This window comes from Stenotrophomonas geniculata (assembly GCF_034508895.1).
GTDB lineage: Bacteria > Pseudomonadota > Gammaproteobacteria > Xanthomonadales > Xanthomonadaceae > Stenotrophomonas > Stenotrophomonas geniculata.
Genome location: NZ_CP140571.1, coordinates 3,497,495 through 3,522,984 on the forward strand (window position 1 = coordinate 3,497,495; position 25,490 = coordinate 3,522,984).

Annotated in this window: 26 protein-coding genes; 14 read left to right on the top strand and 12 right to left on the bottom strand. The window is 66.4% G+C overall.

The window, feature by feature from the left end:
• Positions 1–90: 90 nt before the first annotated feature.
• Complete coding sequence (locus RI032_RS16135; RefSeq protein WP_010486771.1) at positions 91–2,259, bottom strand: M3 family metallopeptidase; 2,169 nt, start codon at positions 2,257–2,259, stop codon at positions 91–93.
• Positions 2,260–2,389: 130 nt separating this feature from the next.
• Here RI032_RS16135 and RI032_RS16140 point away from each other — a divergent pair, with 130 nt between their 5' ends.
• The gene (locus RI032_RS16140; protein ID WP_049482383.1) at positions 2,390–2,869 is read left to right on the top strand and encodes a glutathione peroxidase; all 480 of its coding nucleotides are present in this window, start codon (positions 2,390–2,392) and stop codon (positions 2,867–2,869) included.
• Positions 2,870–2,963: 94 nt separating this feature from the next.
• Here the strand turns inward: RI032_RS16140 and RI032_RS16145 are convergent, their stop codons facing one another.
• From RI032_RS16145 to RI032_RS16160, 4 genes are all read right to left on the bottom strand, one after another.
• The gene (locus RI032_RS16145) at positions 2,964–3,743 is read right to left on the bottom strand and encodes a ferredoxin--NADP reductase (RefSeq protein ID WP_010486777.1); all 780 of its coding nucleotides are present in this window, start codon (positions 3,741–3,743) and stop codon (positions 2,964–2,966) included.
• 80 nt (positions 3,744–3,823) lie between these two features.
• Positions 3,824–5,677, bottom strand: a complete 1,854-nt coding sequence (locus RI032_RS16150; protein WP_322547308.1) for an ABC transporter ATP-binding protein — start codon at positions 5,675–5,677, stop codon at positions 3,824–3,826.
• 358 nt (positions 5,678–6,035) lie between these two features.
• Positions 6,036–6,485 (bottom strand): carboxymuconolactone decarboxylase family protein, encoded by a 450-nt coding sequence (locus RI032_RS16155; protein WP_322547309.1) that lies wholly within the window; start codon positions 6,483–6,485, stop codon positions 6,036–6,038.
• A gap of 35 nt (positions 6,486–6,520) precedes the next feature.
• The gene (locus RI032_RS16160) at positions 6,521–7,417 is read right to left on the bottom strand and encodes an RNA polymerase sigma-70 factor (protein WP_322547310.1); all 897 of its coding nucleotides are present in this window, start codon (positions 7,415–7,417) and stop codon (positions 6,521–6,523) included.
• Between the two features lie 147 nt (positions 7,418–7,564).
• Here RI032_RS16160 and RI032_RS16165 point away from each other — a divergent pair, with 147 nt between their 5' ends.
• The 4 genes from RI032_RS16165 (at position 7,565) to RI032_RS16180 (ending at position 10,700) form a co-directional block, all read left to right on the top strand.
• On the top strand, positions 7,565–9,082 hold the full coding sequence (locus RI032_RS16165) for a fumarate hydratase (protein WP_049409314.1): 1,518 nt from the start codon (positions 7,565–7,567) through the stop codon (positions 9,080–9,082).
• Between the two features lie 117 nt (positions 9,083–9,199).
• Positions 9,200–9,595, top strand: coding sequence for a hypothetical protein (locus tag RI032_RS16170; RefSeq protein WP_322547311.1), 396 nt, complete (start codon positions 9,200–9,202; stop codon positions 9,593–9,595).
• Positions 9,596–9,670: 75 nt separating this feature from the next.
• Complete coding sequence (locus tag RI032_RS16175) at positions 9,671–10,006, top strand: hypothetical protein (protein WP_010486792.1); 336 nt, start codon at positions 9,671–9,673, stop codon at positions 10,004–10,006.
• A gap of 58 nt (positions 10,007–10,064) precedes the next feature.
• Entirely contained in the window at positions 10,065–10,700 is a 636-nt protein-coding gene (locus tag RI032_RS16180) for a glutathione S-transferase family protein (protein ID WP_322547312.1), read from the top strand.
• A 73-nt stretch (positions 10,701–10,773) separates the two neighbouring features.
• Here RI032_RS16180 and arsC read toward each other — a convergent pair whose 3' ends face one another.
• The 3 genes from arsC to RI032_RS16195 form a co-directional block, all read right to left on the bottom strand.
• Positions 10,774–11,115, bottom strand: coding sequence for an arsenate reductase (glutaredoxin) (arsC, locus tag RI032_RS16185; RefSeq protein WP_019337377.1), 342 nt, complete (start codon positions 11,113–11,115; stop codon positions 10,774–10,776).
• Positions 11,115–12,269 carry a phospholipase A gene (locus RI032_RS16190; protein WP_019337376.1) on the bottom strand — a complete coding sequence of 385 codons (1,155 nt, stop codon included), beginning with the start codon at positions 12,267–12,269 and terminating at the stop codon, positions 11,115–11,117. The genes arsC and RI032_RS16190 overlap by 1 nt, the downstream gene beginning before the upstream one ends.
• A gap of 119 nt (positions 12,270–12,388) precedes the next feature.
• A complete protein-coding gene (locus RI032_RS16195) occupies positions 12,389–12,874 on the bottom strand; it encodes a DUF456 domain-containing protein (protein ID WP_019337375.1) in 486 nt (161 codons plus the stop codon).
• Between the two features lie 235 nt (positions 12,875–13,109).
• Here RI032_RS16195 and RI032_RS16200 point away from each other — a divergent pair, with 235 nt between their 5' ends.
• A complete protein-coding gene (locus RI032_RS16200; protein WP_010486802.1) occupies positions 13,110–13,319 on the top strand; it encodes a cold-shock protein in 210 nt (69 codons plus the stop codon).
• A gap of 72 nt (positions 13,320–13,391) precedes the next feature.
• Here RI032_RS16200 and RI032_RS16205 read toward each other — a convergent pair whose 3' ends face one another.
• On the bottom strand, positions 13,392–13,886 hold the full coding sequence (locus tag RI032_RS16205) for a glycine zipper 2TM domain-containing protein (RefSeq protein ID WP_010486804.1): 495 nt from the start codon (positions 13,884–13,886) through the stop codon (positions 13,392–13,394).
• 136 nt (positions 13,887–14,022) lie between these two features.
• A complete protein-coding gene (locus RI032_RS16210) occupies positions 14,023–14,457 on the bottom strand; it encodes a cytochrome c (protein ID WP_043401586.1) in 435 nt (144 codons plus the stop codon).
• An 80-nt stretch (positions 14,458–14,537) separates the two neighbouring features.
• On the opposite strand from RI032_RS16210, the gene RI032_RS16215 reads away from it, so the two are divergent.
• The gene (locus tag RI032_RS16215; protein WP_164194010.1) at positions 14,538–15,362 is read left to right on the top strand and encodes a ThiF family adenylyltransferase; all 825 of its coding nucleotides are present in this window, start codon (positions 14,538–14,540) and stop codon (positions 15,360–15,362) included.
• A 33-nt stretch (positions 15,363–15,395) separates the two neighbouring features.
• Here RI032_RS16215 and RI032_RS16220 read toward each other — a convergent pair whose 3' ends face one another.
• Positions 15,396–16,169, bottom strand: coding sequence for a TatD family hydrolase (locus RI032_RS16220; RefSeq protein ID WP_057504164.1), 774 nt, complete (start codon positions 16,167–16,169; stop codon positions 15,396–15,398).
• Positions 16,166–16,384, bottom strand: a complete 219-nt coding sequence (locus tag RI032_RS16225) for a DUF6116 family protein (protein WP_010486812.1) — start codon at positions 16,382–16,384, stop codon at positions 16,166–16,168. Before RI032_RS16225 ends, RI032_RS16220 begins: the two co-directional genes overlap by 4 nt.
• A gap of 163 nt (positions 16,385–16,547) precedes the next feature.
• On the opposite strand from RI032_RS16225, the gene RI032_RS16230 reads away from it, so the two are divergent.
• The 7 genes from RI032_RS16230 (at position 16,548) to RI032_RS16260 (ending at position 25,453) form a co-directional block, all read left to right on the top strand.
• On the top strand, positions 16,548–17,393 hold the full coding sequence (locus tag RI032_RS16230; RefSeq protein WP_049409337.1) for a glycine zipper 2TM domain-containing protein: 846 nt from the start codon (positions 16,548–16,550) through the stop codon (positions 17,391–17,393).
• 125 nt (positions 17,394–17,518) lie between these two features.
• On the top strand, positions 17,519–18,058 hold the full coding sequence (locus tag RI032_RS16235; RefSeq protein ID WP_010486816.1) for a GNAT family N-acetyltransferase: 540 nt from the start codon (positions 17,519–17,521) through the stop codon (positions 18,056–18,058).
• A 164-nt stretch (positions 18,059–18,222) separates the two neighbouring features.
• The gene (locus tag RI032_RS16240) at positions 18,223–18,879 is read left to right on the top strand and encodes a glutathione S-transferase family protein (RefSeq protein ID WP_071306053.1); all 657 of its coding nucleotides are present in this window, start codon (positions 18,223–18,225) and stop codon (positions 18,877–18,879) included.
• Positions 18,880–18,956: 77 nt separating this feature from the next.
• Entirely contained in the window at positions 18,957–21,236 is a 2,280-nt protein-coding gene (locus RI032_RS16245) for a thiamine pyrophosphate-dependent enzyme (protein WP_322547313.1), read from the top strand.
• Between the two features lie 3 nt (positions 21,237–21,239).
• On the top strand, positions 21,240–23,183 hold the full coding sequence (asnB, locus tag RI032_RS16250) for an asparagine synthase (glutamine-hydrolyzing) (protein ID WP_322547314.1): 1,944 nt from the start codon (positions 21,240–21,242) through the stop codon (positions 23,181–23,183).
• A gap of 66 nt (positions 23,184–23,249) precedes the next feature.
• On the top strand, positions 23,250–23,810 hold the full coding sequence (locus tag RI032_RS16255; protein WP_057504167.1) for an NADPH-dependent FMN reductase: 561 nt from the start codon (positions 23,250–23,252) through the stop codon (positions 23,808–23,810).
• Positions 23,811–24,022: 212 nt separating this feature from the next.
• The gene (locus tag RI032_RS16260) at positions 24,023–25,453 is read left to right on the top strand and encodes a replicative DNA helicase (RefSeq protein ID WP_010486827.1); all 1,431 of its coding nucleotides are present in this window, start codon (positions 24,023–24,025) and stop codon (positions 25,451–25,453) included.
• Positions 25,454–25,490 lie beyond the last annotated feature (37 nt).

A 25,490-nucleotide genomic window follows, 5' to 3' on the forward strand; every position in this document is an offset into this window, starting at 1 on the left:
TGCAAGAGCATCCACGCCATGCGTGGATGACCCAACAAAAAACCGCCCGGTTTCCCGGGCGGTTTTCGTTTCAGGCTGCCGCAGCGGCGATCAGTTGCCGGCGCCGGTCAGGCCACGCTTTTCCAGCAGCGGTTCGATCTGCGGCTCGTGGCCGGCGAAATCGCGGAACAGCTGCATGGCATCCACGCTGCCACCCTTGGACAGCAGCGTGGCGCGGAAGTGGTCGCCGTTCTTGCGGCTCAGGCCGCCGTTGTCCTTGAACCACTTCTGGGTGTTGGCGTCGAGCACTTCGGACCAGATGTAGGCGTAGTAGCCGGCCGAGTAGCCACCCATGATGTGGCTGAAGTACGGGGTCTTGTAGCGCGGCGGAACCGGCGCGTAATAGATGCCGTCCTTCTCCAGTGCGGCGCGCTCGAAGGCCATCACGTCCTTGGCGGCCGGCACCTGGTCGGCGCCGATCTGGTGCCAGCGCTGATCAAGCATGGCTGCACCCAGGTACTCGGTGGTGGCGAAGCCCTGGTTGAACTTGGCCGCCGCCAGCACCTTGTCCAGCAGCGCCTGCGGCATCGCCGAACCGTTCTGGTAGTGCTTGGCGTAGTTCTTCAGGATGACCGGGTTGTCGGCCCACATCTCGTTGACCTGCGAGGGGAACTCGACGAAGTCACGCGGCACCGAGGTGCCCGAGAAGTACGGGTACTTCACGTTGGAGAACATGCCGTGCAGGGCATGGCCGAACTCATGGAAGGTGGTGTTCACCTCATCCCAGGTCAGCAGGGTCGGCTGGCCGGCCGGCGGCTTCGGGATGTTCAGGTGGTTGGCGACCACCGGCTTGAAGCCGGTCAGCTTGGACTGCGAAACGTAGGAATTCATCCACGCACCACCGCGCTTTGAGGCGCGTGCATACGGGTCGAAGATGAAGATCGCCAGCTGGCTGCCGTCGGCGTCGAACACGTCGTAGACGGTGACGTCATCGTGGTAGACCGGCAGGTCGGTGCGCTGCTTGAAGGTCAGGCCGAATTCCAGGTTGGCGGCATGGAACACGCCGTTCTCCAGCACGTTCTTCATTTCGAAGTACGGCTTCAGCTGCGACTCGTCGAAGTTGTACTTGGCCTGGCGCACCTTCTCGCTGTAGAAGGCCCAGTCCCACGGTTCCAGCTGGAAGGTCGGCTTGCGCGCGGCCTTCTGTTCCTTGTCGATCATCGCCTGCAGGTCGGCGGCTTCGCGCTTGGCGTTGGCCACGGCGGCCGGGGCCAGCTTGCCCAGCATCGCGTTGACCGCTTCGGGCGTCTTGGCGGTCTGGTTGGTCAGGTTGTAGGCGGCGAAGTTCGGGAAGCCCATCAGCTTGGCCTTGTCGGCACGCAGCTGCATGATGCGCGAGACCAGCGCGGTGTTGTCGAACTCACCGCCACGGCTGCCACGGCTGACCGACGCTTCGTAGATCTTCTGGCGCAGGGCGCGGTTGGCCAGGTTGGTCAGCGGCGGCTGGCCGGTGGTATTGAGCAGGGTGATCACGTACTTGCCGTCCTGGCCGCGGGCCTTGGCGGCTTCGGCAGCGGCGGCGATCTGCTCCTTGGACAGGCCGTCCAGCTCCTTGACGTCGTCGACGGTGATTGCCGAAGCGTTCACTTCCGACTGCACGTTCTGGCTGAACTTGGTGCCCAGGTTGGCCAGCTCGGCGTTCATTTCCTTCAGCTTGGCCTTGTCGGCGTCGGACAGCTTGGCGCCGGCGCGCACGTAGTTGTCGTAGTACTTCTCGACCAGGCGCACGCCTTCGGCGTCCAGGCCCAGCTGGCTGCGGGTGTCGTACAGTGCCTGGATGCGCGCGAACAGCTTGCCGTTCAGCGCGATCGCATCGCTGTGCGCGGCGAACTTCGCCGAGTAGTCGGCCTGCAGCTTCTTGCGGGTGTCGTTGGTATCGGCGCCCACCAGGCTGAAGAACACGGTGGTCGCGCGGTCGAGGATGTCACCGCTCTTTTCCAGGGCGATGATGGTGTTGTCGAAGGTCGGCTTGGCCTTGTTGTTGGCGATGGCCTCCACTTCCTTCAGCTGCTGCGCCATGCCGGCGTCGAAGGCTGGGGCGAAGTCGCTGTCCTTGATCTTGTCGAACTGCGGGAAGTGCAGCGGCAGCGGGCTTTCGGCGAAGAACGGATTGGCCTGCTGGGCATGGGTGCTGGCAGCCGGGGTGGCGGCGCCGGCGGAGAAGGCGGGCAGGGCAAGGCCGAGGGACATGGCCACGGCAAGGGCAAGGCGAGTGGTCAAGGTAGGAACTCCGGTAAGGCAGACAAGGGCCCGAGGTTAACCCGGCCGGCCGCGCCCGCACTTGTGTCAAAAGGCATGCTGGTGGGGCCGGGCGCGGGTACCATGCATTCACCGCCCACGGCCCGCCATCATGACCAGCGCCTACGATTTCAGCTTCCGTGACCTCGACGGCCAGCCGCAGGCGCTGGATCAGTACCGGGGCCGTCCCTTGTTGCTGGTGAACGTGGCCAGCCGCTGTGGTTTCACCCCGCAGTACACCGGGCTGGAGCAGCTGTGGCAGGACTACCGCGAGCGCGGCCTGGTGGTGATCGGCTTCCCATGCAACCAGTTCGGCGCGCAGGAGCCCGGCGACGCCGCGCAGATCCGCCAGTTCTGTTCGCTGGATTATCCGGTCAGCTTCCCGCTGTCGGAGAAGATCGAGGTCAACGGCGAGGGGGCTGATCCGTTGTGGGCCTGGCTGTCACGCGAGAAGCGCGGCCTGCTTGGCAGTGCCCGTATCAAGTGGAATTTCAGCAAGTTCCTGGTCGATCGCCAGGGGCGGGTAGTGTCGCGGCATGCGCCCACCACCAAGCCGGAGCAGCTGCGCGACGAGATCGAAGCGGTGTTGTAGAGCCGAGCCCACGCTCGGCTGCTTGTCCGGCCGACATTGAGCGCGCGCGGTGCGCGCGAGCCGAGCGTGGGCTCGGCTCTACAGCTGCAACGGTTTACTTCTCGACGAACGCGCGCTCGAAGACATAGTGGCCCGGCTGGCCGATGCGCGGCGAAACCTGGAAGCCACGCGCGTCGAGCACGGTGCGCAGGTCGGCCAGCATCTGCGGGCTGCCGCAGATCATCGCGCGGTCGTTTTCCGGGCTCAGCTCCGGCAGGCCGAGGGTGCGCTGCATCTCGCCGCTCTCCATCAGCTGGGTCAGGCGGCCCTGGTTGGCGAACGGTTCACGGGTGACGGCCGGGTAGTACAGCAGCTTGTCGCCGATCATCTCGCCCAGGAACTCATGCTCACGCAGTTCCTTCTCGAAGTAATCGCGGTAGGCCAGGTCCTTTTCGTAGCGCACGCCGTGGCACAGGATCACCTTCTCGAAGCGCTCGTAGGTTTCCGGGTCCTTTATGACCGACAGCCACGGTGCCATGCCGGTGCCGGTGCCCAGCAGATACAGGTTCTTGCCCGGGTGCAGGTCGCTGATCAGCAGGGTGCCGGTGGGTTTCTTGCCAACCAGCACCTTGTCGCCCGGCTTGATGTGCTGCAGGCGCGAGGTCAGCGGGCCGTCCTGCACCTTGATGCTGAAGAACTCCAGATGCTCTTCCCAGTTGGCGCTGGCGATGGAATAGGCGCGCAGCAACGGCCGCGCCTCGGTTTCCAGGCCGATCATCACAAACTGGCCGTTCTCGAAGCGGAAGCCGCTGTCGCGGGTGGTGGTGAAGCTGAAGTAGGCGTCGGTCCAGTGACGGACCTCAAGCACCGTTTCGGCGCCGAAAGCGGAGGACATGGGCGTATCTATCGAAAGTCGTCGGGGGTGATTCTATCTCAAATGAGACAGGTTCTCATTAGGCGGAACGAGAGGCGTTCTCAGCGGTAACCCGCTGCCTGCAGCTCGAACAGCTCGGCGTACCGTCCTCCCTGGGCCATCAGCTGATCATGGGTGCCGCTGGCCTCGATGTGGCCATCGGCCAGCACCAGGATGCGATCGGCCATGCGTACCGAGGAAAAACGGTGGGAAATCAATACTGCGGTGCGATTATCCGCCAGTTCCCTGAACCGCTGGAACACTTCAAACTCACTTCGGGCATCCAGCGCTGCGGTTGGCTCATCCAGGATCATCACCTGTGCATTGCGCATCCACGCGCGGGCAATGGCGATCTTCTGCCATTGGCCACCGGACAGGTCCACGCCCTGCTTGAAGCGGCGGCCGATCAGCTGGTCGTAGCCGCCGGGCAGGTCGTCGATCACGTCCTCGGCCATGCCGCGCCGCGCGGCGTCGGCGATGCGTGCCTGGTCGTCCATCGCCTCGACCTGGCCGACGCCGATGTTCTCGCCGGCGCTGAGGTTGTAGCGCACGAAGTCCTGGAAGATCACCCCGAGGTTGGCGCGCAGGTCGTCCAGGTCGTAGTCGCGCAGGTCACGGCCATCGAGCAGGATGCGGCCCTCGTCCGGCTCGTACAGCCGCGCCAGCAGCTTCACCAGCGTGGTCTTGCCCGCTCCGTTCTCGCCGACCAGGGCCAGCACTTCGCCGGCGTGCAGCTGGAAATCCAGATGGCGCACCGCCCACTGCTCGGCATCGGGATAGCGGAAGCCGACGTTCTCGAACACGAAGCCCTGGCGGATCGGCTGCGGCACGCGCACAGCGCCTTCACGCGAGTGGATTTCCGGCTGGATCTGGAAGAACGAGAACAGGTCATCCAGATACAGCGCCTGGCTGGCCACCTGCGAGAACCCGATCAGCAGGCCTTCCAGCAGCTGGCGCAGGCGCAGGAAGCTGCCGGCAAGGAAGGTCAGGTCGCCGATCGAGAAGTCGCCGCGCACCGTGCGCCAGGCGATGTAGGCATAGGCGGTGTAGTAGCCCAGCGTGCCCAGCGCGGCCAGCAGCGTGCCCCAGAACGCACGCCGCCGGGCGAGCGCCCGGTTGGCCTGGAACAGCGCCACCGACAGGCGCCGGTAGCGTTTCACCAGGAAGCGGTGCAGGTTGTAGATCTTCACTTCCTTGGCCGTTTCCACGCTGGCGCCGAGCTGGCGCAGGTAGTCGAGCTGGCGGCGCTCGGGCGTCCACTGGAAATTGAGGCTGTAGCCGGCCGCGTTGAAGTGCGATTCGCCGATGAAGGCCGGCACCAGCGCAAGCGCCAGCAGCAGGATCAGCCACGGCGCATACACCAGCAGTCCGACGGCGAGACTGGCCACGGTGATCGCGTCCTGCACCTGGCCGAACAGCTGGCTCATCAGGTTCATCCGGCCCATGGTCTGGCGCCGCGCACGGTCCAGCTTGTCCTGCAGGTCCGGATCCTCGAAGTCCTCCAGATCCAGCGTTGCCGCGTGTTCCATCAGCCGGATGCTGATGACGTTGGCGAACAGCTCCGAGAGCAGGGCATCGGCGTAGCTGACCAGGCGGCCGAGCAGGTCCGAGCCGATGGCCAGGCCGAATTCCAGCGCCAGCAGGCCCAGCAGTGGGTTGAGCAGACCACTGGACAGCGCTTCGCCCAGCGGCGGGAAGCCGGCATCGTGCTGGCTCAGGTGCAGGGCGCTGTCGATGATCAGCTTGCCGACGTACAGCATTGCCACCGGCAGCAGCGCACGGATCAGGCGCAGCCCAAGGCTGGCGAGGGTGAGCGCGGGGCTGGTCTGCCAGACCATGCGCAGGAAAGGCGGCAGGTTGCGCATCGCCCTGAAGCGCTGGCGCAGGCTGGGTTTCTTTTCGGAGGCAGCAGGCATCCGCTTATTGTGCGCGCCCCGGCCGTGCAGAGGGGGTCAGTGCAGGCGTGCGGCCCGGGGTCAGATCCCTTTGCCCTGCAATGGGATCTGACCCTGCTGTATCCACGCATGGAGTGGATCTACCGTGTCGACCAAGGTCGACACCTGCCAACAGCAGTAGAAGTCTGTCGACGGCGGGGTGGGTCAGGTCGCAGGGGCGTGAGCCGCATGGATGCGGCGACCGAGCTTACATGGACGTACTTGCAGCGTCCCCTGCGACCTGACCCGCCCCGCCAACCCACAGTAGCGCCGGCTTTTGATGTTGCTCTGGTTGTTGCCTCTGCGGGTGCCGGGCGGCAGCCCGGCCAACAAAAGCCTCTTACGGCAGCGGTGGCAGCAGGCCCGCGCCCAGTCGGTTCCAGGCGTTGATCACGGCAATGCCCATGCTCAGGTCACTGATGCCCTTCTCATCGAAATGCGGCGCCAACGCATCGAACGCCGCCTGCGACGGCGCACCGTCGGTCAAACGGGTCAGCGCCTCGGCCCAGCCCAGTGCTGCGCGTTCGCGTGCATCGAAGAAGCGGCTTTCGTGCCACGCGGGCAGGGTGTCCAGCTTGCGCGGCTCAATGCCGCCCTTGCGCAGCGCGGTGCCGTGCATGTCCATGCAGTAGCCGCAGCCGTTGAGCTGCGACACGTGCAGGAACACCAGCTCCATCAGGGTCGGGTCGATCGAACTGTCATGCACCGCCTGGCTGGTGGCCAACAGGCCCTTGAAGGCCTCGGCGGCCAGGCGGGTGTAGGGGACGCGGGGGGAGGTGTGATCGGACATCGTGGGCTCCACGGCGGCCACGATGGCCGCCTTCATCACAAGGACGCCGCAGCGTTGTGGTGCGTGACAACCTTCGGCAATTTTTCTGGATTCAGCACGCTGTACACGTTGGCGATGCGGCCATCGACCACCTCGATGGTGGTGACCGAGTGCAGCCGATCGCCATGGAAGCGCAGGATCGCCGGCTCGCCGTTGACGTAGCCCAGCTGCGCCGGATGCACCGCGCCACGACGTGCGATGGCCCAGAACAGGCGGCCGATGCGCTCGGCGCCCAGCAGCGGGCGTACCGCTGCGGTGACCACGCCGCCGCCGTCGGAGACCAGCTGCGCGTTGGTGTGCAGCAGGGCCTGGATCGCTTCGCTGTCGCCGCGCTGCGAGGCATCCATGAAGCGCGCCAGCAGCTGCCGGTGCTGGCTGGCATCGGCATTGAAGCGTGGGCGCCCGGATTGCAGGCGCTGCCGGGCCCGATGCACCAGCTGCCGGCAGTTGGCTTCGCTGTGGCCGATCAGGTCGGCGATTTCGCGGTAGTCGTGGTCGAACGCCTCCTTCAGCAGGAAGGCGGCGCGTTCCTCGGGGCCGAGCTGTTCGAGCAGGGTCAGGAAGGCGACCGAGACATCGTCGGCCAGCGCATGCAGCTGCGCCGGGCCGGGCGCCGGGTCGGGCTCCAGGGTGACCGCCAGTGGCTCGGCCAGCCAGGGGCCGACGTAGTGCACGCGCTCGCGCTTGGCCGCGCGCAGCCGGTCCAGGCCAAGCCGGGTGGTGGTGGTGACCAGCCAGGCTTCGGGGTCGCGGACGGCCGCCGGGTCGGCGCCGGACCAGCGCAGCCAGGCATCCTGGACGACGTCTTCGGCGTCGGCGCGGCTGCCGAGCAGGCGGTAGGCCAGGGCCATCAGGCGCGGGCGGTGGGTCTGGAAAGCGGTTTCGGCGTTCATGTGGGCAAGGACGCCGCAGTGGCGCATGGCGTGACAGAGGGCTTGCGCGGATAGTGCCGGCCAGCGGCCGGCACTACCACCCTGCGGCCGGGGGAGGGGGTAAAATGGGCGGATTACCCCCGCCAGCCTCGAGCAAGCGAGCAAGACGTGACATCGATCAAGCAGGAAGACCTCATCCAGTCCATCGCCGACGCGCTGCAGTACATCTCGTACTACCACCCGGTCGACTACATCAAGAACCTTGCCGCCGCCTACGAGCGCGAGGAGTCGCCGGCCGCGAAGGAGGCGATGGCGCAGATCCTGATCAATTCGCGCATGTGCGCCGAAGGCCACCGTCCGATCTGCCAGGACACCGGCATCGTCACCGTGTTCCTGGAAATCGGCATGGACGTGCGTTGGGATGACGCCACCATGGGCGTGGAAGACATGGCCAATGAAGGCGTGCGCCGCGCCTACATGCACCCGGACAACAAGCTGCGCGCCTCGGTGCTGGCTGATCCGGCCGGCAAGCGCATCAACACCAGGGACAACACCCCGGGCGTGGTCAACGTCAAGGTGGTGCCGGGCAACACGGTCGACGTGATCGTCGCCGCCAAGGGCGGTGGCTCGGAAGCCAAGACCAAGTTCGCCATGCTCAATCCGTCCGACTCGATCGTCGACTGGGTGCTGAAGACCGTGCCGACCATGGGCGCCGGCTGGTGTCCGCCGGGCATGCTCGGCATCGGCATCGGTGGCACCGCCGAAAAGGCGATGCTGCTGGCCAAGGAAGCGCTGATGGAGCCGATCGACATCACCGAGCTGCAGGCCCGTGGTGCGTCCAACCGCATCGAAGAGCTGCGCCTGGAGCTGTACGAGAAGGTCAATGCACTGGGTATCGGTGCGCAGGGCCTGGGTGGCCTGACCACCGTGCTCGACATCAAGATCAACGATTACCCGACCCACGCGGCCAACCTGCCGGTGGCGATGATCCCGAACTGCGCAGCCACCCGCCACGCGCACTTCACCCTGGACGGCAGTGGCCCGGTGATGCTGGACCCGCCGTCGCTGGAGGACTGGCCGAAGCTGACCTACGATTCGTCCAAGGGCACCCGGGTGGACCTGGACACGATCACGCCGGAGGACGTGGCCAGCTGGAAGCCGGGCCAGACCCTGCTGCTCAACGGCAAGCTGCTGACCGGCCGTGACGCCGCGCACAAGCGCATGGTCGACATGCTCAACAAGGGCGAGGAACTGCCGGTCGATCTGAAGGGGCGTTTCATCTACTACGTGGGCCCGGTTGATCCGGTGCGCGACGAAGTGGTGGGCCCGGCCGGCCCGACCACGGCGACCCGTATGGACAAGTTCACCGAGCAGGTGCTGGCGCAGACCGGCCTGCTGGGTATGGTCGGCAAGGCCGAGCGCGGCCCGGCCGCAATCGAGGCGATCAAGAAGCACAAGTCGGCCTACCTGATGGCGGTCGGCGGTTCGGCCTACCTCGTGTCCAAGGCGATCAAGGCGGCCAAGGTGGTCGGTTTCGCTGATCTGGGCATGGAAGCGATCTACGAGTTCACCGTGCAGGACATGCCGGTGACCGTGGCAGTGGATTCCACTGGCGAATCGGTACACAAGACCGGCCCGCGCGAATGGCAGGCCCGCATCGGCAAGATTCCGGTGGTGGTGGAGTAAGTCTTCCGCTTCCGTTTCAGGCAACGGCGCCCGCGTGGCGCCGTTGTTGTGTGCAGCCTGCCCGCGCGCGGCCTGCTCTGCCAACGTACTGGCCGGCGTACTGGAAGGGAGTCCATCGTGCTGCAGTGGTCGCGTGTTTTCGTGTTGCTGGCCGCCACGCTGGCGTGCAGCGCCTGCGGGCCACGTTATTTCGTCGAGCCACCCACCCACGAAGCGGGGAAGATCTGCGCGTCGGTCTGCGAGAGCCAGAAGGCGACGTGCGACTTCCACAACCGCGCCCGTGCCGAATCGGATCAGCGGAGCTGCGAAAGCGAGAAGAGCCGGATCATCAGCCGTTGCAGTGGTATCGCCGACGACAAGCAGCGGCACAACTGCGAAGGGGGCAACGGTGCCGGCAACTACTGCGGTCCCCCGGCGCTTCCTTCATGCAGTGCCCCGTACGCCCAGTGCCTGCTCTCCTGCGGCGGTACCGTGAATGACGTCCGCAGCGACACCGGTATTCCCGTGTACTGATCGCGGCACGCGTAGGTGCCTGCACGAGTAACCGTAGTCTGATAGGGTCGGCACTCCCCTGCACTGGATGTGCCCATGCGCCTGCATCGATCCGTCGCGGCTGTGTTCCTGCTGGTCATGGCCGGCTGCAGCACAACGTCATCCTATGAAGGTGCGGATTTCTCCGCCTCCTCGCAGTGCCGCATGCAGTGCCAGGCCGACTATCGCAGCTGCATGGCGCGGGGCAGCACCGGCAACAGTGCCTTCAGCTGCGAGCAGCAGGCGGTGCCTGCGCCGGACAAGCGCTGCAAGGACGTTGCCAACCCCGAACTGCGCCGTGCCTGCGAACTGAAGGCGCATGACTGCACGATGCGCGCGCCGATGATGTCCTGTGGCGAACGCCGGGATTCCTGCATGAGCAGCTGCGGCTGAGCAACGATCGCGCGCGCGGGCGCATAATCGGCGGATCCACCTGCACAGGATCTTCCGCATGAGCACCACGCTGTATGGTTCGACCAGTACTGCCGCCCTCGTGGTGCATTGGCTGTTGATCGAGCTGGGCATCGAGCACGAGTTGGTGCTGCTGGATTTCGACGCGCGCGAGCACAAGTCGGCGGAGTACCTGGCGCTGAATCCGGCCGGTGTGGTGCCGACGCTGCTGATCGATGGCTTGGTACTGACCGAAGCGGCGGCCATTGCGTTGTACCTGGCTGATCGCCATCCGGACGCCAACCTGCTGCCCCCGGTGGGTACGCCACAGCGTGCCGATGCCTACCGATGGATGTTCTGGTGTGCCAATACGCTGCAGCCCGCCTATCGCGCCTGGTTCTACCCGCATGAAATGGCGGGGGAGGCGAATATCGAGGCGAGCCGCAAGATGGCCCGTCAGCGCCTTGAAGCGGCCTGGCAGCATGTCGCCACGCACCTGCAGGTGCATGGTCCCTACCTGCTGGGCGCCATGCCCTGCGTGGTCGACTACATGCTGGTGATGCTGATGCGCTGGTCGCGCGGCATGCCGAAGCCCAGCGACACCTGGCCGGTGCTGAAGGCGCATGCCACGTCGATGAAGGCGCGCCCGGCGTTCGCCGAGGTGTATCGCCGCGAGGGCATCACCGACTGGCGATAACCAAAAAAGGGGACCGAGGGAATTAAGTCGTTTGTGCACAAACGACTTAATTCCCTCCGTCCCCTTTTTCGGGCTAGAGGATCTCCAGCACCGTTTCCGGCGGGCGGCACAGCCGTGTGCCCTTGGGCGTGCGCACCACGGGGCGGTTGATCAGGCGCGGGTGTTCGGCCATCGAGGCCAGCAGCGTGGCCTCGTCCGCATCTTCCAGGCCCAGTTCGGCGAACTGCGATTCCTTGCTGCGCACCAGATCACGCGCGCTCAATCCGGATTCGGCCAGCACCTGGCGCAGTGTGGCCACATCGGGGGGATTGCCGAGGTACTCGATCACCTCCGGCTCGAAGCCCGCATCGCGGATCAGCTTCAGGGCGCCGCGCGAATTGCTGCAGGCCGGGTTATGCCAGATCGTCACGTCCATCAGAACCACTCCAGCAGCGACACGCCCACACCCACGTAGGTGGCTTTGTGGTTGTAGTCGATCAGGCTTTCGCCGTAGCCGTCGAAGATCTGCACATGGCCGCGCAGCAGGTTGCTGATCGGGAAGCCGTAATCCAGCTGCAGGGCGCCGTGCGAGCGGCTGCCGGTGCGCAGCGAATGACGCGCCATCAGCGAGACTTCATGGCCGTTGCGGTTCCAGGTCAGGGTCGCGTCACCGCGGCCCATGTAGTCCTCGATGTCCGGATTGTTGTCGTCGCTGCGGGTCTCGGGAATGCGGTACCACGGACGTAGCACCAGTGCCCAGTTCTCACGGTCCAGGCCGATGTTGAGCATCACCCGGTTCCAGCTGCGCGACAGCGGATCAGCGCGGCCGTTGGACTGATGGTTCAGTGCGATGCCGGTCATGCGCCCGCGCCAGCCACCGATCGAGTAGCCGTTGCGGAATACCATCATCACTTCCGGCTCGTAATTGGTTTCGCGGAACGGGCGCGAATCCTCGCCGTTGTAGGCCTGCCAGCGTGAGCTCTGGGTGTAGCCGGCCCAGATATCGCCGTTGTCGCCGAACAGGTTCTCGGCGATCTTGGTCTTGAAGCTGATCTGGAACTTCAGTTCGGCACTGTCGAGTACCTGCGGGGTGGTGACCGTGTTGGCCGGGTTCGGCGAATGCGGCGTGGTGTTGCGGTCGCTTGTCCAGAACGCCGGCAGCAGGTATACCGGCTTGTAGGCACGCAGCTGGAACGGGCCCAGCTTGGAGTCCTCGGCCAGCTCCCAGCGGCTGTCCAGCAGCGAACCGCGTCCGGCGTTGGCCAGCGCGCTGTCCGGTGCTGCCGGACGGAACAGGTCGCTGACCCGTTCGCGCAGTTTCTCTTCGCCCTGGCTCACGCGTGCGGTCTGGCGCTCTTCGCGACGGGCCTGCGCGGCCGCCTCGGCAGCGGCGTCGGCAGCGGCCGTGGCCTGCGGGGTGTGCGCGAACAGGCGGTCATAGCAGGCCAGGCGCGCGGCGTCGGTGGTGATGGCGGCACACGCCGCCGGCGAAGTGTCGGTGCTGGGCACGAATTCCTGCGCGGCCAGCGGCGCACTGGCCAGGGCCAGCGCCAGCGGCGCGAGGCGGGGAAGCAGCGGGGGGAGGGTCATTCCAGCAGGCCCTTCGGTGAATACGGGAATTGCACAGTGTGGCGGCTGTACCGGATCGCGGCCAGCCCCTACGGTTTATGCACGGCCACTGCGTGCGTGTAGCGTGAAGGCTGCACCGGTCACAGGAACCAGGCGAAGGCGAACAGCCCCAGCATCGCGATCACCACCGCCAGCTTCAGCGCCAGGCCGAGCAGGATGCCGAGCCAGGTGGCCAGGCCGACCTTGGTCGAGCGGCCCAGCTCGCGGGTGTGCCAGTACTCGCCGAGCAGGGCGCCGATCAACGGGCCGGCGAACAGGCCGATCGGCATGAAGAACAGGCCGACGATGCTGCCGAGGAACGTGCCCCATAGCGCCTTCCGGCTGGCGCCCACTCGTTGTGCGCCCACCACTGTGGCCAGCACGTCCGCCAGCAGCGAGAGCACGGTCAGTACACCCAGTGCGACCAGGGTTGGCCAGCCCACATGGGCGAAGCCGTCGGCCCAGGCCGCCAGCAGCAGTCCGATGAATACCAGCGGGATGCCGGGGAGGGCCGGCAGGATGATCCCGGCGATGCCGACGAGGACAAAAATGACCGCTAGCAGATATAAGATGAATGAGAGTCCCATGCTGTCCCGTATGGTGGCCGTTTTGGGGTTGACAGTGAAAGATTTTGCCAGTTGCTTTTTCGTTTTGGGCGGGTTAAGTTGCAGTCGCTGAGCTTGGCAAGGTCACCGTGGATCGTGGCCTGATGAAGCAAGATCTTCCCGATCCGCTGCATCGATGCACCTCGCTTCCCCCTTGCTTGTCAGCCGCCCACCAGGCGTTTCCAACAACAAGAGAGAGTCAAAGGGAGTTAGTGAGATGGCTGATCGCGAGACCGGTACCGTAAAGTGGTTCAATGATGCGAAGGGCTTCGGCTTCATCAGCCGGCAGAATGGCGAGGACGTGTTCGTGCACTTCCGCGCCATCGAGACCCAGGGCTTCAAGAGCCTCAAGGAAGGCCAGACTGTGAGCTTCGAAGTCGTGCAGGGCCAGAAGGGTCTGCAGGCTGACAAGGTGCAGCCGGTGTAATACCCGCCGCCTGTCGGCATGAAAAAGGCCCGCGCAAGCGGGCCTTTTTCGTTGCGCATGGCCCGGTGCGGGTCAGCGCAGGATGACCTTGCCGTTGACCACGCGCACGTAGGTGTTTTCGCGGATGCCGCCGAGGTCACGCTGGTTGACCACGATGGTGCGGCCATCGTCCATGCGCACGCTGATGTCGTAGGTGTCGCTGGTCACGTTCTTCTGGATCTGGTTGCCGGCCAGCGCGCCACCGACTGCGCCCGCAGCGGCGGCGATGTTCTTGTTGCCACGGCTGCCACCGGTGTGGTCGGAGATCTCGTGGCCGGCCACGGCGCCGACGATGCCGCCCAGGATCGCGCCGGTCGCGCTGGGGGCGGTACGGCCGGACTGCACGGTGTTGATGCGGGTGACGATGCCGCAGTCAGCACAGCGGCCCTGGTTGTAACCGCCGTTGTTGCCGTAGCCGCCATTGTTGTAGCCGTTGTTGTAACCACCACCGCCGTAGCCAGGCGAGGTGGCACAGCCTGCCAGGGCGAGGGTAGCGATGGCGCTGGCGGCAATGAGCTGGATCTTCATGGGGCGTCTCCTGGCCGTGAAGGCGGGTGTCTGGGGTGGTACTGCGTCATGCAGCAGGGTGGACGAATCGTCTCCTTTCGAACGTGAACGACGCGCCAACCGTGCATGCCTTGCCCGGCTGCAGGATGAATGCGGCTCAGCGGAAGTCCTGGTGGCAGGCGCGGCAGTCGGCCTGCACGGTTTCCACCACTTGGGCCAGGGCCGTGCAGTCGCTGGGCGGCGCGGCCAGGGCGGCGTTGAGGTTGCCACGCAGCTGGCTGGCATGCTGCTGGAACTGCGCGTTGTCCTTCAGCCCGGGAAAGGCCAGATCGAGGTCGTTGGACAGCAGGCGCAGGGCCTGCAGGCGCGGCACGCTGTCGGCCAGGCTGCAGCGGTTCTGCTGCTGGGCCTGCTGCAGCAGCTGCGATTGCCGTTGCATCACCTGCATCAGACTGTCCGGGAACGGGTCGCGGCGCGCCTGCAGGGCGCGGCCCACCATCACCGTGGCGATCAGGCCGATCAACAGTCCCAGGCCGAGCACGAACAGATAGCGGTAGGCGGTGGACGGACGGCGGGGTGGGCTGGCGTTCATGGCGGGCTCTCCGGGCGTGCAACGGTGGGTTCGATGCCGGCGCGCTGCAGGCGCTGGCGCCTGCACGTTAAAATAGCGGGATGAATGAACAGGTCAAACAACGCTTCGCCGGCATCGAACGGCTGTATGGCGTGGGTGCGCTCGAGCGCCTGCAGGGTAGCCGAGTGGCGGTGGTGGGCATGGGCGGCGTCGGCTCATGGGTGGTGGAAGCGCTGGCCCGCTCGGCGGTGGGCCACCTGACCCTGATCGATGCCGATGACATCTGCGTCTCCAACACCAACCGGCAGCTGCCGGCGATGGAAGGCAACTACGGCCGCAACAAGGCCGAGGCGATGGCCGAGCGCTGCCGCGCGATCAATCCGGACATCGAGGTCGATGCCGTGCAGGCGTTCCTGACCGTGTCGAACATGGCGGAGCTGCTGGACCGGGGCTTCGATCTGGTGATCGATGCCTGCGACAGCTTCCGGGTCAAGGTCGAGACGATTGCCTGGTGCCGTCGCCGCAGGCTGCCGCTGCTGACCGTCGGTGCCGCCGGTGGCCGTACCGATCCGACCCTGGTGCGCATCCGCGACGTCTCGCGCACCGAGCATGACGCCATGCTGGCGCTGATCCGCAAGAAGCTGCGCAGCGAGTTCAATTTCCCGAAGAACGCCAAGCGCTATTTCGGTGTGCCGGCAGTGTATTCGCTGGAGAACGTGAAGTATCCGCAGGCTGATGGCAGCGTCTGTGGCATCCGCCCGAACCTTGGCGCCGATGCGGCGTTGAAGCTGGACTGCGGCGCCGGCCTGGGTGCGGCGACCCATATCACTGGCGCGTTCGCGTTCGCGGCGGTGGGCAAGGCACTGGAAATGCTGCTGGAGCCGAAGAAAGTGAAGGCCGAAGCGGTAGAGGCCAGCGAGGTGTGATGGATCGTGCCGGCCAGCGGCCGGCACCTGCCGTTACATTGCCGGCAGCGCGAACAGGCGTCGTGCATTCTCCGTCGTGGCCTGGGCCACTGCGTCCAGCTCCATCCCGCGCAGCGCGGCCACGTGGCGGGCGATGACCGCCAGCCGTGCCGGTTCGTTGCGCTGGCCGCGGATGCCGGCGTCAGGCTGGTCGGGCGCGTCGGTCTCCAGCAGAAGCTGTTCCAGCGGCATGTCGCGCACCAGCCGCTGCAGGCGCTGCGCGCGTTCGTAGGTCAACGGGCCGCCGAGCCCGAGCAGGAAGCCCTGCCGGTGCAGTTGTGCCGCCTGTTCCGGACTGCCGGAAAAGCTGTGCACCACGCCGCGCAGGCCGCCGATGCGACGGATCGCGGCGATCACCACGTCCACCGCGCGCCGTGCATGCACGATCACCGGCAGCTCGAACTCACGGGCCAGTTGCAGCTGGCCGAGGAAGTACGCCTGCTGCGTCTCGGCATCCAGGCCTTCGACAAAGAAGTCCAGGCCGCATTCGCCGATCGCGCAGGGGCGTTCGCGCTCGATCCACTCGCGCAGCAGCGGCAGGTGGCCGGGCCGGTGCTCGGACAGGAACATCGGGTGCAGGCCGTAGGCCGGGTACAGCCCCGGCGCCTGCTGGCAGACCTCCCGCAGCTTCGGCCAGCTGGCCGCCGTCACCGCCGGCACCACCTGCAGGCGCACGCCAGCGGCCTGCGCGCGTGCGATCACGGCGGCGCGGTCACTGTCGAACCCGCCGGCATCGAGATGGCAGTGGCTGTCGACCAGCAGGCTCAACGCTGTTCCAGCGACGGCGGCGCTGTGGCGGTGTTGCGGCTTTTCCAGTTGGCCAGCAGCAGGGTGCCGAAGCCGAGCACCAGTTCATCGACGAACGGGATCGGGTCGGGGATGAACAGGGTCAGCACGAACAGGCCTGCGGTGAGCTTGAACAGGGTGGGGTAGCGCAGCCGGCGCGCCCATTGCAGTACCGGCAGCAGCATCGGGTTGGCCATGGCGGGGGTCCTCCTGGGGAATATGCAAACGCTACCACGGGCCCAGCATTTCCCGATGCTGAATGGGTTACGGGAATGAGCAGGAAATGTGGAGATTCCGTTCAGGCAGCGCATGCTGCAATCTGGTCCGAGAACGTTGCGGATGGTCCGCAAGGAGCAGGTCATGAAAAGCACAACTACAACTGTCCTGGTCGCAGCGGGCGCGCTGCTGGTCGGTGGTATCGCCACCGCCGCCTTCATGAAGAGCGGCGACACGTCGCCTGATTCCATCAGCGCCGGAACCCCCAATGGCGAATCGCGCCTGGTCGATGGCAACGCCACTGGCGATGGCGCGCGTGGTGACACGCTCGACCCGTCGGCACCGCGTGGGCTGGAATATGCCGATGTGCTGAAGGTCGACCCGATCACCGAGAAGCAGAAGGCCTACGCCACCGTGATCGGCACCGATGCGGTGCGCGAGACCTCCACCACGCAGACACCGCATGAAGTCTGCCAGGACGTGACGGTGCAGGAGCGCCTGCCGGAACGTGACGGCAACGTCGGCGGCACCGTGGTCGGTGCTGTGGTGGGTGGCCTGCTGGGCAACCAGGTCGGCGGTGGTAACGGCAAGAAGGCCGCGACCGCGGCCGGTGCCGTGGCCGGTGGCTTCATCGGCAACCAGATCGACAAGCGCCACGTGGGGGGCCGCGTGGTCAACCGTACCGAGCGCCAGTGCCACACCGAGACCGCAACCTCCGAGTCGAGCCGTGTTACCGGCTACAACGTGACCTACCGCAACGAGGACGGCACCACCGGCACCATGCGCATGGCCAGCAAGCCGGGTAACCGCATCGCCATGGGCACCAACGACGTGGTGAAGGGCTACAACGTGACCTATCGCTACGACGGCGCCGAGAAGACCGTGCGCATGGACAACAAGCCGGCCAGCGATCGCCTGCCGGTGGTCGATGGGCAGCTGGTCACGCAGACCGCTGCCGCCGGTGCCACTGCGGCCACCACGCGCCAGTAATCTGGAAGCAGCATGCAGTACCCCACGGGCCGGCTCATGCCGGCCCGTTTCGTTGCAGCCGGCGAATTCATCCGTGCGGAGCGCGAATCCACCATCATGGACGCTTCCTTCGACATGGAGCCGGCATGAGCATTTTCGACTTGCGCATCGAAACAGAGCGCCTGATCCTGCGCCCACTCCTGCGCGAGGACTACGAACCTTACCTGGCGTTCTGCGCCGACGAGGAAACGATGCGCACCCTCGGTGGCGTGCAGCCGCCTTCGGTGGCCTGGCGTGGCTTCTGCAGCCTGGCCGGCGCCTGGCAGCTGTTCGGCTTCTCGATGTTCAGCGTGATCGAGAAATCCAGCGGCGACTGGATCGGGCGCATGGGTCCCTGGCAACCGCAGGACTGGCCTGGTACCGAGGTCGGCTGGGGCATCCGCCATGCCAGCTGGGGCAGGGGCTATGCGCCGGAAGCTGCGGTCGCCGCGATCGACTGGGCGTTCGACACGCTCGGGTGGGATGAGGTGATCCACACCATCGCCGAGAACAACGACAACTCGCGGGCGGTCGCGCGCAAGCTCGGCAGCACGATGCTGCGCATGGGGGAGCTGCCAGCGCCGTACAACGACAAGCCGATGCAGATCTGGGGCCAGTCGCGCGAGCAGTGGCGGCAGCGCCGTTGACGGTTGTAGAGCCGAGCCCACGCTCGGCTGCCGTTCGCCAAATGCAGCCGAGCGTGGGCTCGGCTCTACAGATTGTCCGCATGCTGCACCCGCGCTTGGCATTCACCGGCGCGCTTGCCAGACTGCACGCAGCCGGCCGCCGGCCGGATGTGATGGAGCAGGCAATGGTGGAAGCGCGCGTCCCGCTGACGGTGCACGGCATGTCGGTCTCGGGCAATTGCCACAAGGTCCGCCTGCTGCTGGAGCAGCTCGGCAGCCGTTACCGCTGGGTGGAGGTGGACAGCGCCCACGGCCAGACGCATACCCCCGAATTCCTGGCGCTCAACCCGAACGCCAAGGTGCCGCTCATCGTCCGCGACGATGGCCGCGTGTTGACCGAATCCAACGCGATCCTGTTCTGGCTGGCCGAAGGCACGCCGTACCTGCCCACCGATGGCTGGGAGCGCGCGCAGGCGTTGAGCTGGATGTTCTTCGAGCAGTACACGCACGAGCCGTGCGTGGCAGTGGCGCGCTTCATCCGCGGCTGGACCGCCCCCGATTCGCCGCGCCGCGCCGAACTGCCGCGCCTGCATGAACGCGCCGCCACCGCGCTGGCGGTGATGGAGCAGCACCTGCGCCAGGCGCAATGGTTCACCGGCAGCGGATACGGCATCGCCGATATCGCCCTGTTTGCCTATACCGATGTGGCGGGCGAGGGCGGTATCAGCCTGGAGCCGTTCCCGGAAGTTCGCGCCTGGCTGCAGCGCGTGCGTGAGCAGCCGCGCTTCCTGCCGATGCCGGCGGTGACCGCCGAAGTGCGCTCGCGATTCGAGGCCGCGTGACTCTCACCAAGGTAACCCCCACAGGGTAGCGCCGGGCCATGCCCGGCGGAATGCAACAACGACACGGAGGGTGTTCGATGTTCGCTGTGGTTCCAGATCCAATTCCCGCACGCATGCGCGTGCTCAACCGCGCCGAAGTGTGCGACGTCAACTTCCTCGATGCGGTGCGTGGCTGGCGCGGCACCCCGCGTCCGCGCCCGGCACCGGATGCGCCGATCCTGCCGGGCAGCACGCTCACCGCCGCTGCTTTCGGCGAACTGTTCGACTCGCAGCTGGCCAGCCGCCAGCTGGACCTGATGGCACGCGTGCTGCGCGTGCAGAACAAGGTCTTCTACACCATCGGTTCCTCCGGCCATGAAGGCAATGCGCTGCTGGCGCGGGCCTGCCGGCATACCGATCCCGCCTTCCTGCACTATCGCTCCGGTGCCTTCATGGCCGAGCGTTCACGCCAGGTGCCGGGTATCGACCCGCTGCGCGATGCCGCGCTGTCCTTCGCCGCCAGCGCGGATGATCCGGCCAGCGGTGGCCGCCACAAGGTGTGGGGCAGCAAGCCATTGTGGGTGCTGCCGCAGACCTCGACGATTGCTTCGCACCTGCCGAAGGCGCTGGGCACCGCGCTGGCCATCGAGAGCGGCAAGCGGTTGGGGCAGGCGCTGCCGGTTCCCACCGATAGCATCGTGCTGTGCTCGTTCGGGGATGCCTCGGCCAACCATGCCACCGCGCAGACCGCGTTCAATACCGCGATGTGGTCGGCCTACCAGAAGCTGCCGGCGCCGATCCTGTTCGTCTGCGAGGACAACGGGCTGGGCATTTCGGTGAAGACGCCGGACGGCTGGATTGCCGAGCGCTTCAGCCGGCAGCCAGGGCTCGACTATTTCTTCGCCGATGGCCTGGACCTGGCCACCGGGCACGCCCAGGTGCAGGCCGCGGTGGAACACTGCCGGCGCACGCGGCGGCCGACCTTCCTGCATCTGCGTACCACGCGCCTGATGGGCCATGCCGGCACCGACTTTGAAGTGGAATGGCGCGCGCTGCCGGAGCTGTGCGCGGCCGAGGCGCAGGATCCGCTGCTGCGCTCGGCGCAGATCGCGATGGAATCGGGCTGGATGGATGCAGCCGCCATCGAAGTGGCCTACGAAACGATGCGCGCGCGCTGCATGGCGGCGGCCGCCGACGCCGAAGGCCACCCGACGCTGCAGTCGCTGCATGACGTGATGGCGCCGCTGGCGCCGTACACGCCATCGGCGGTGCAGGCCGAAGCATGCCGCGAGGTGCCCGCCGAGATGCGCGAAGCGCTGTATGGCGGTGCGGAGACCCTGCCTGAGCGGCAGGCGCCACGGCACCTCGCCATCCAGATCAACCACGGCCTGCAGGAACTGCTGGCGAAGTATCCGCAGAGCCTGTTGTTCGGCGAGGACGTCGCGCAGAAGGGCGGTGTCTACACCGTCACCAAGGATCTGCTGCGCCGCTTCGGCCCACGCCGGGTGTTCAACACCCTGCTGGACGAGACCATGATCCTGGGCATGGCGCAGGGCCTGGCCAACATGGGCATGCTGCCGATTCCGGAGATCCAGTACCTGGCCTACCTGCACAACGCCATCGACCAGGTCCGCGGCGAAGCGTGTTCGTTGCAGTTCTTCTCCAATGACCAGTACCGCAATCCGATGCTGGTGCGGGTGGCCGGGCTGGGCTACCAGAAGGGCTTCGGTGGCCACTTCCACAACGACAATTCAATCACGGCGCTGCGCGACATTCCCGGCCTGGTGGTCGGTTGCCCGTCGCGTGGCGACGATGCGGTGATGATGCTGCGCACGCTGGCGGCGCTGGCCCGGGTGGATGGACGTGTGGCGGTGTTCCTGGAGCCCATTGCACTGTACATGAGCAAGGACCTGCATGAGCCGGGCGATGGCCAGTGGCTGTTCGACTACCCGGACCAGGGCCAGGCGCTGGTACCGGGTGAAGGCCGGGTCTATGCGCCGGAGGCAGGCGACCTGGTGGTCTACACCTATGGCAACGGCGTGCCGATGGCGCTGCGCGCGGCGCGGGCGATCGAGCAGCAGCTGGGCTGGCAGGTGCGGGTGGTCGACCTGCGCTGGCTGGTGCCGCTGGATGCCGGCTTCATCGCCAGCCAGGCCGCCAGTGCACGGCGGGTGCTGGTGCTGGACGAGGGCCGCCACAGTGGCGGGGTGGGCGAGGGCGTGGTCACCGCACTGGTCGAGGCCGGTTTCGGCCACCTGCCGCTGCGCCGGGTCTGCGGTGCCGATACCTATACCCCGCTGGCGGGGGCAGCAATGTTCGGGCTTCCAAGCGACAATGCGGTGATTGGCGCCGCCCTTGAACTGGCGCAGGAACCTTGATGCATGTGTGGATTGGCGGGAATGTTGTTGCCGGCGCCTGTGGCGTCGGCCGAAGTGCTGCAGGCGCAGGTCCTGGCCATGGGCGAGGCGCTGCACCACCGCGGGCCGGATGATGGCGGCAGCTGGGCCGATGCCGGGGCAGGCATCGCGCTGGCGCACCGTCGGCTGAGCATTCTCGACCTGTCGCCGCTGGGCCACCAGCCGATGGCCTCGTCCGATGGTCGCTACGTGATGGCCTACAACGGCGAGGTCTACAACTTTGCCGCCCTGCGTGCCGAACTGGAGCCGCTGGGGCATGCCTTCCGTGGTCACTCCGACACCGAGGTGCTGCTGGCAGCGATCCTGCAATGGGGCATCGAGGACACCCTGCAGCGCTGCAACGGCATGTTCGCCATCGCGCTGTGGGACTGCCAGCAGCAGTGCCTGTGGCTGGCCCGCGATCGTGTTGGCAAGAAGCCGCTGTACTACGGCTGGGCCGGTGACACCCTGGTGTTCGGTTCCGAACTGAAGGCGCTGTGGCAGCACCCGGCGTTCGACAACGACATCGACCGCGACGCACTGACCCTGTTGCTGCGGTTGGACTACATTCCGGCCCCGCACAGCATCCACCAGCGCTGCTACAAGCTGATGCCGGGCCGCGTGCTGCGCCTGGATGCCGAAGCCGTCGCGGCGGGTGCATCGGCGCATCGCCCGGAACAGGCGCAGCGTCCGTACTGGGATGCGCGGGCACGCATGCAGGCGGCGCTGGCCGCGCCGTTCCAGGGCCGCATCGAAGAGGCCGAGGAACAGCTGGACGGGCTGCTGCGCGACGCAGTGGCGCTGCGCATGGTGGCCGACGTGCCGGTGGGGGTGTTCCTGTCCGGCGGCACCGATTCATCGCTGGTGGCCGCGCTGATGCAGGCACAGAGCGGTCAGCCGGTGCACAGCTTCAGTATCGGCTTCACTGGTTCGGGCCACGACGAGGCGCCGCTGGCCAAGGAACTGGCCGCGCATCTGGGCTGTGACCACACCGAACTCTACGTCAGCGGTGCCGATGCACTGGCGGTGGTGCCGCAGTTGCCGGCAATGTTCGACGAACCCTTCGCTGATGCCTCGCAGGTGCCGACCGCGCTGGTCGCCCGCCTGGCGCGGCAGGGCGTAACCGTCGCGCTGTCCGGCGATGGTGGTGACGAGCTGTTCTTCGGCTATACCCGCTATGTGCGCGCGCTGCGCAACTGGCAGATGCTGGGCCGCGTGCCAGGGCCGCTGCGGCGTTGGATGGGCGCGCGCTCCCAGCAGCAGGGCGAGGCCTCGCGTACCGGCGGCCTGGCCGCGCTGTTGGCCGAGTCCGGCGCGCGTGGCATCGGTGACGTGTACCGCAACCGCATTTCGCGCTGGCGCGACCCGACGGCGGCAGTGCCGGGCGCGCAGGCTGCCGGCAGCTTCTACGACCTGGCCGATCCGTTGCACGGCGCCGGCACACCGGCCGACGCGATGATGCTGGCCGATTACGTGACCTACCTGCCGGATGACCTGCTGTGCAAGGTCGACCGCACCTCGATGGCAGTCAGCCTGGAGGCACGCGCGCCGCTGCTGGACTGGCGCGTTGCCGAGTTCGCCTGGTCGCTGCCGCTGGGCTTCAAGCGCAGCGAAACCACCAGCAAGGTGCTGCTCAAGCGCGTTCTTGGCCGCTACGTGCCGCAGTCGATGGTGCACCGGCCCAAGCGCGGGTTCGGTGCGCCGGTCAGCGACTGGCTGAAGGGCGACCTGCGGCCGTGGGCCGAAGACCTGCTGCAGCCGGCTCGCCTGGAGCGCGAAGGCGTGTTGTCGGCGGCGGCGGTGCAGCCGCTGTGGCAGCAGTTCCTGGGCGGCCAGCGCAAGTGGCATACCCACCTGTGGAACGTGCTGATGTTCCAGGCTTGGCAGGCGCATTGGCGGCAGGTGCGGGCCGGCGTGACCGGCGGCTGATCTTCACCGGACGGCACGGGCCCGGCGTCTAGGCTGGGCCTCCCGCACCGTGAGGAGTATGTCCCTATGTCCGTCCCCACCATCGCCGTGTTCGTCGGCAGCCTGCGCAAGGAGTCCTGCAACCGCAGGCTGGCCCATGCGCTGGAGAAGATCGCTGGCAACCGCGCGCGCTTCCAGTACGTGCAGATCGGCGATCTCCCGCTCTACGACCAGGATTTCGATGGCCAGTACCCGCCGCAGGGCACCCGGCTGAAGGATCAGGTGCGTGCCGCTGACGCGGTGCTGTTCGTGACCCCTGAATACAACCGGTCCGTGCCCGGCGTACTGAAGAACGCCATCGATATCGGCTCCCGCCCGTATGGCGACAGCGCGTTTTCCGGCAAGCCGGCGGCGGTGATCGGCGCCTCCATCGGCCAGATCGGCACCGCCGTGGCCCAGCAGCACCTTCGCAACAGCCTGGCCTTCCTGGACATGCACGTGCTCGGCCAACCCGAGGCGTTCATCCATTTCAAGGACGGCCTGATCGATGCCGACGGCACGGTCCACAACGAAGGCACGCAGAAGTTCCTGCAGGGCTATGTGGACCGGTTCCTGGCGCTGATCGCGGTTCACGTCAAGGGCGATTGACGCCAGCGGTTGCCACCCCCATCTGCGATAATGCGCGCTCGGGTGCCGCAACGGCGCCCGTCGCAGGCAGTGCGACGCCCCCACGCCAATCTGGCCAGGCACCGGCGGATATCCCCCGTTTATCCACGGCTTATCCACAGGCTTGTCCATGGCCGCCGGGGTCGGCGCATGCCTACACTCGTCCGGCCCACTTTTGCAGGAAACACCGCAGCATGTCCGCTCGCCCCGGCTTCCGTTCCAACCGCAGAGAGCGCGGTGATGGCTTCGATCGCGATCGCGACGAATCGCGCATCGACCAGTTGCGGGTACCGCCCCATTCGGTGGAAGCCGAGCAGGCGGTGCTGGGTGGCCTGATGCTGGCCCCGGAGGCCTATGACCGGGTCAATGACCAGCTGACCGAAGGCGATTTCTACCGCCGCGACCACCAGATGATCTACCGCGCGATCCGTGAGCTGTCCGAGCGCGAGCGGCCGTTCGATGCGGTGACCCTGGGCGAGTGGTTCGAATCACAGGGCAAGATGGAACTGGTGGGCGATGGTGCCTATCTGATCGAGCTGGCCAGTACCACGCCGTCGGCGGCCAACATCGTGGCCTACGCCGAGATCGTGCGTGACAAGGCGGTGCTGCGGCAGCTGATCCAGGTGGGCACCGACATCGTCAACGATGGTTTCCAGCCTGAGGGCCGTGAGAGCAGCGAGCTGCTGGCATCGGCGGAAAAGAGCGTGTTCGCCATCGCCGAACAGGGCGCACGCGGCCGTACCGATTTCGTGGCGATGCCCGGTGCACTGAAGGATGCCTTCGAAGAGCTGCGCAGCCGCTTCGAGAACGGCGGCAACATCACCGGCCTGCCGACCGGCTACAACGATTTCGATGCGATGACCTCCGGCCTGCAGCCGACCGACCTGATCATCCTGGCTGCGCGCCCGGCCATGGGCAAGACCACCTTTGCGCTGAACATCGCCGAGTACGCGGCGATCAAATCGAAGAAGGGCGTGGCGGTGTTCTCGATGGAAATGTCGGCATCGCAGCTGGCGATGCGCCTGATTTCCTCCAACGGCCGCATCAACGCGCAGCGCCTGCGTACCGGCCAGCTGGAAGACGAGGACTGGAGCCGCGTCACCAGTGCGATCAAGATGCTGAAGGAAACCAAGATCTTCATCGACGATACGCCGGGCGTGTCGCCGGAAGTGCTGCGTTCCAAGTGCCGCCGCCTCAAGCGCGAGCACGACCTGGGCCTGGTGGTGATCGACTACCTGCAGCTGATGAGCGTGCCGGGCAACAGCGAAAACCGCGCGACCGAAATCTCGGAGATCTCGCGTTCGCTGAAGGGCCTGGCCAAGGAACTGCACGTGCCGGTGATCGCGCTGTCGCAGCTCAACCGCTCGCTGGAAACACGTACCGACAAGCGCCCGGTGATGGCCGACCTTCGCGAATCGGGCGCAATCGAGCAGGACGCGGACATGATCGTCTTCATCTACCGCGACGATTACTACAACAAGGAAAATTCGCCGGACAAGGGCCTGGCCGAGATCATCATCGGCAAGCACCGTGGTGGCCCGACCGGTTCGTGCAAGCTGAAGTTCTTCGGCGAATACACCCGCTTCGACAACCTGGCCCACGATTCGGTCGGCTCGTTCGAGTAACAGGCGTGCCGGCCGCTGGCCGGCAATCTCCTCCTGG

Coding starts and splice junctions, on each gene's coding strand:
- RI032_RS16145 (WP_010486777.1), bottom strand. CDS start 3,743: ATGTCCTCCGCTTTCGGCGCCGAAACGGTGCTTGAGGTCCGTCACTGG.
- RI032_RS16155 (WP_322547309.1), bottom strand. CDS start 6,485: ATGTCCGATCACACCTCCCCCCGCGTCCCCTACACCCGCCTGGCCGCC.
- RI032_RS16240 (WP_071306053.1), top strand. CDS start 18,223: ATGGTGGAAGCGCGCGTCCCGCTGACGGTGCACGGCATGTCGGTCTCG.
- RI032_RS16235 (WP_010486816.1), top strand. CDS start 17,519: ATGAGCATTTTCGACTTGCGCATCGAAACAGAGCGCCTGATCCTGCGC.
- RI032_RS16245 (WP_322547313.1), top strand. CDS start 18,957: ATGTTCGCTGTGGTTCCAGATCCAATTCCCGCACGCATGCGCGTGCTC.
- asnB (WP_322547314.1), top strand. CDS start 21,240: ATGTGTGGATTGGCGGGAATGTTGTTGCCGGCGCCTGTGGCGTCGGCC.
- RI032_RS16175 (WP_010486792.1), top strand. CDS start 9,671: ATGCGCCTGCATCGATCCGTCGCGGCTGTGTTCCTGCTGGTCATGGCC.
- arsC (WP_019337377.1), bottom strand. CDS start 11,115: ATGGACGTGACGATCTGGCATAACCCGGCCTGCAGCAATTCGCGCGGC.
- RI032_RS16180 (WP_322547312.1), top strand. CDS start 10,065: ATGAGCACCACGCTGTATGGTTCGACCAGTACTGCCGCCCTCGTGGTG.
- RI032_RS16225 (WP_010486812.1), bottom strand. CDS start 16,384: ATGGCCAACCCGATGCTGCTGCCGGTACTGCAATGGGCGCGCCGGCTG.
- RI032_RS16255 (WP_057504167.1), top strand. CDS start 23,250: ATGTCCGTCCCCACCATCGCCGTGTTCGTCGGCAGCCTGCGCAAGGAG.
- RI032_RS16150 (WP_322547308.1), bottom strand. CDS start 5,677: ATGCCTGCTGCCTCCGAAAAGAAACCCAGCCTGCGCCAGCGCTTCAGG.
- RI032_RS16230 (WP_049409337.1), top strand. CDS start 16,548: ATGAAAAGCACAACTACAACTGTCCTGGTCGCAGCGGGCGCGCTGCTG.
- RI032_RS16140 (WP_049482383.1), top strand. CDS start 2,390: ATGACCAGCGCCTACGATTTCAGCTTCCGTGACCTCGACGGCCAGCCG.
- RI032_RS16260 (WP_010486827.1), top strand. CDS start 24,023: ATGTCCGCTCGCCCCGGCTTCCGTTCCAACCGCAGAGAGCGCGGTGAT.
- RI032_RS16215 (WP_164194010.1), top strand. CDS start 14,538: ATGAATGAACAGGTCAAACAACGCTTCGCCGGCATCGAACGGCTGTAT.
- RI032_RS16205 (WP_010486804.1), bottom strand. CDS start 13,886: ATGAAGATCCAGCTCATTGCCGCCAGCGCCATCGCTACCCTCGCCCTG.
- RI032_RS16160 (WP_322547310.1), bottom strand. CDS start 7,417: ATGAACGCCGAAACCGCTTTCCAGACCCACCGCCCGCGCCTGATGGCC.
- RI032_RS16195 (WP_019337375.1), bottom strand. CDS start 12,874: ATGGGACTCTCATTCATCTTATATCTGCTAGCGGTCATTTTTGTCCTC.
- RI032_RS16190 (WP_019337376.1), bottom strand. CDS start 12,269: ATGACCCTCCCCCCGCTGCTTCCCCGCCTCGCGCCGCTGGCGCTGGCC.
- RI032_RS16200 (WP_010486802.1), top strand. CDS start 13,110: ATGGCTGATCGCGAGACCGGTACCGTAAAGTGGTTCAATGATGCGAAG.
- RI032_RS16210 (WP_043401586.1), bottom strand. CDS start 14,457: ATGAACGCCAGCCCACCCCGCCGTCCGTCCACCGCCTACCGCTATCTG.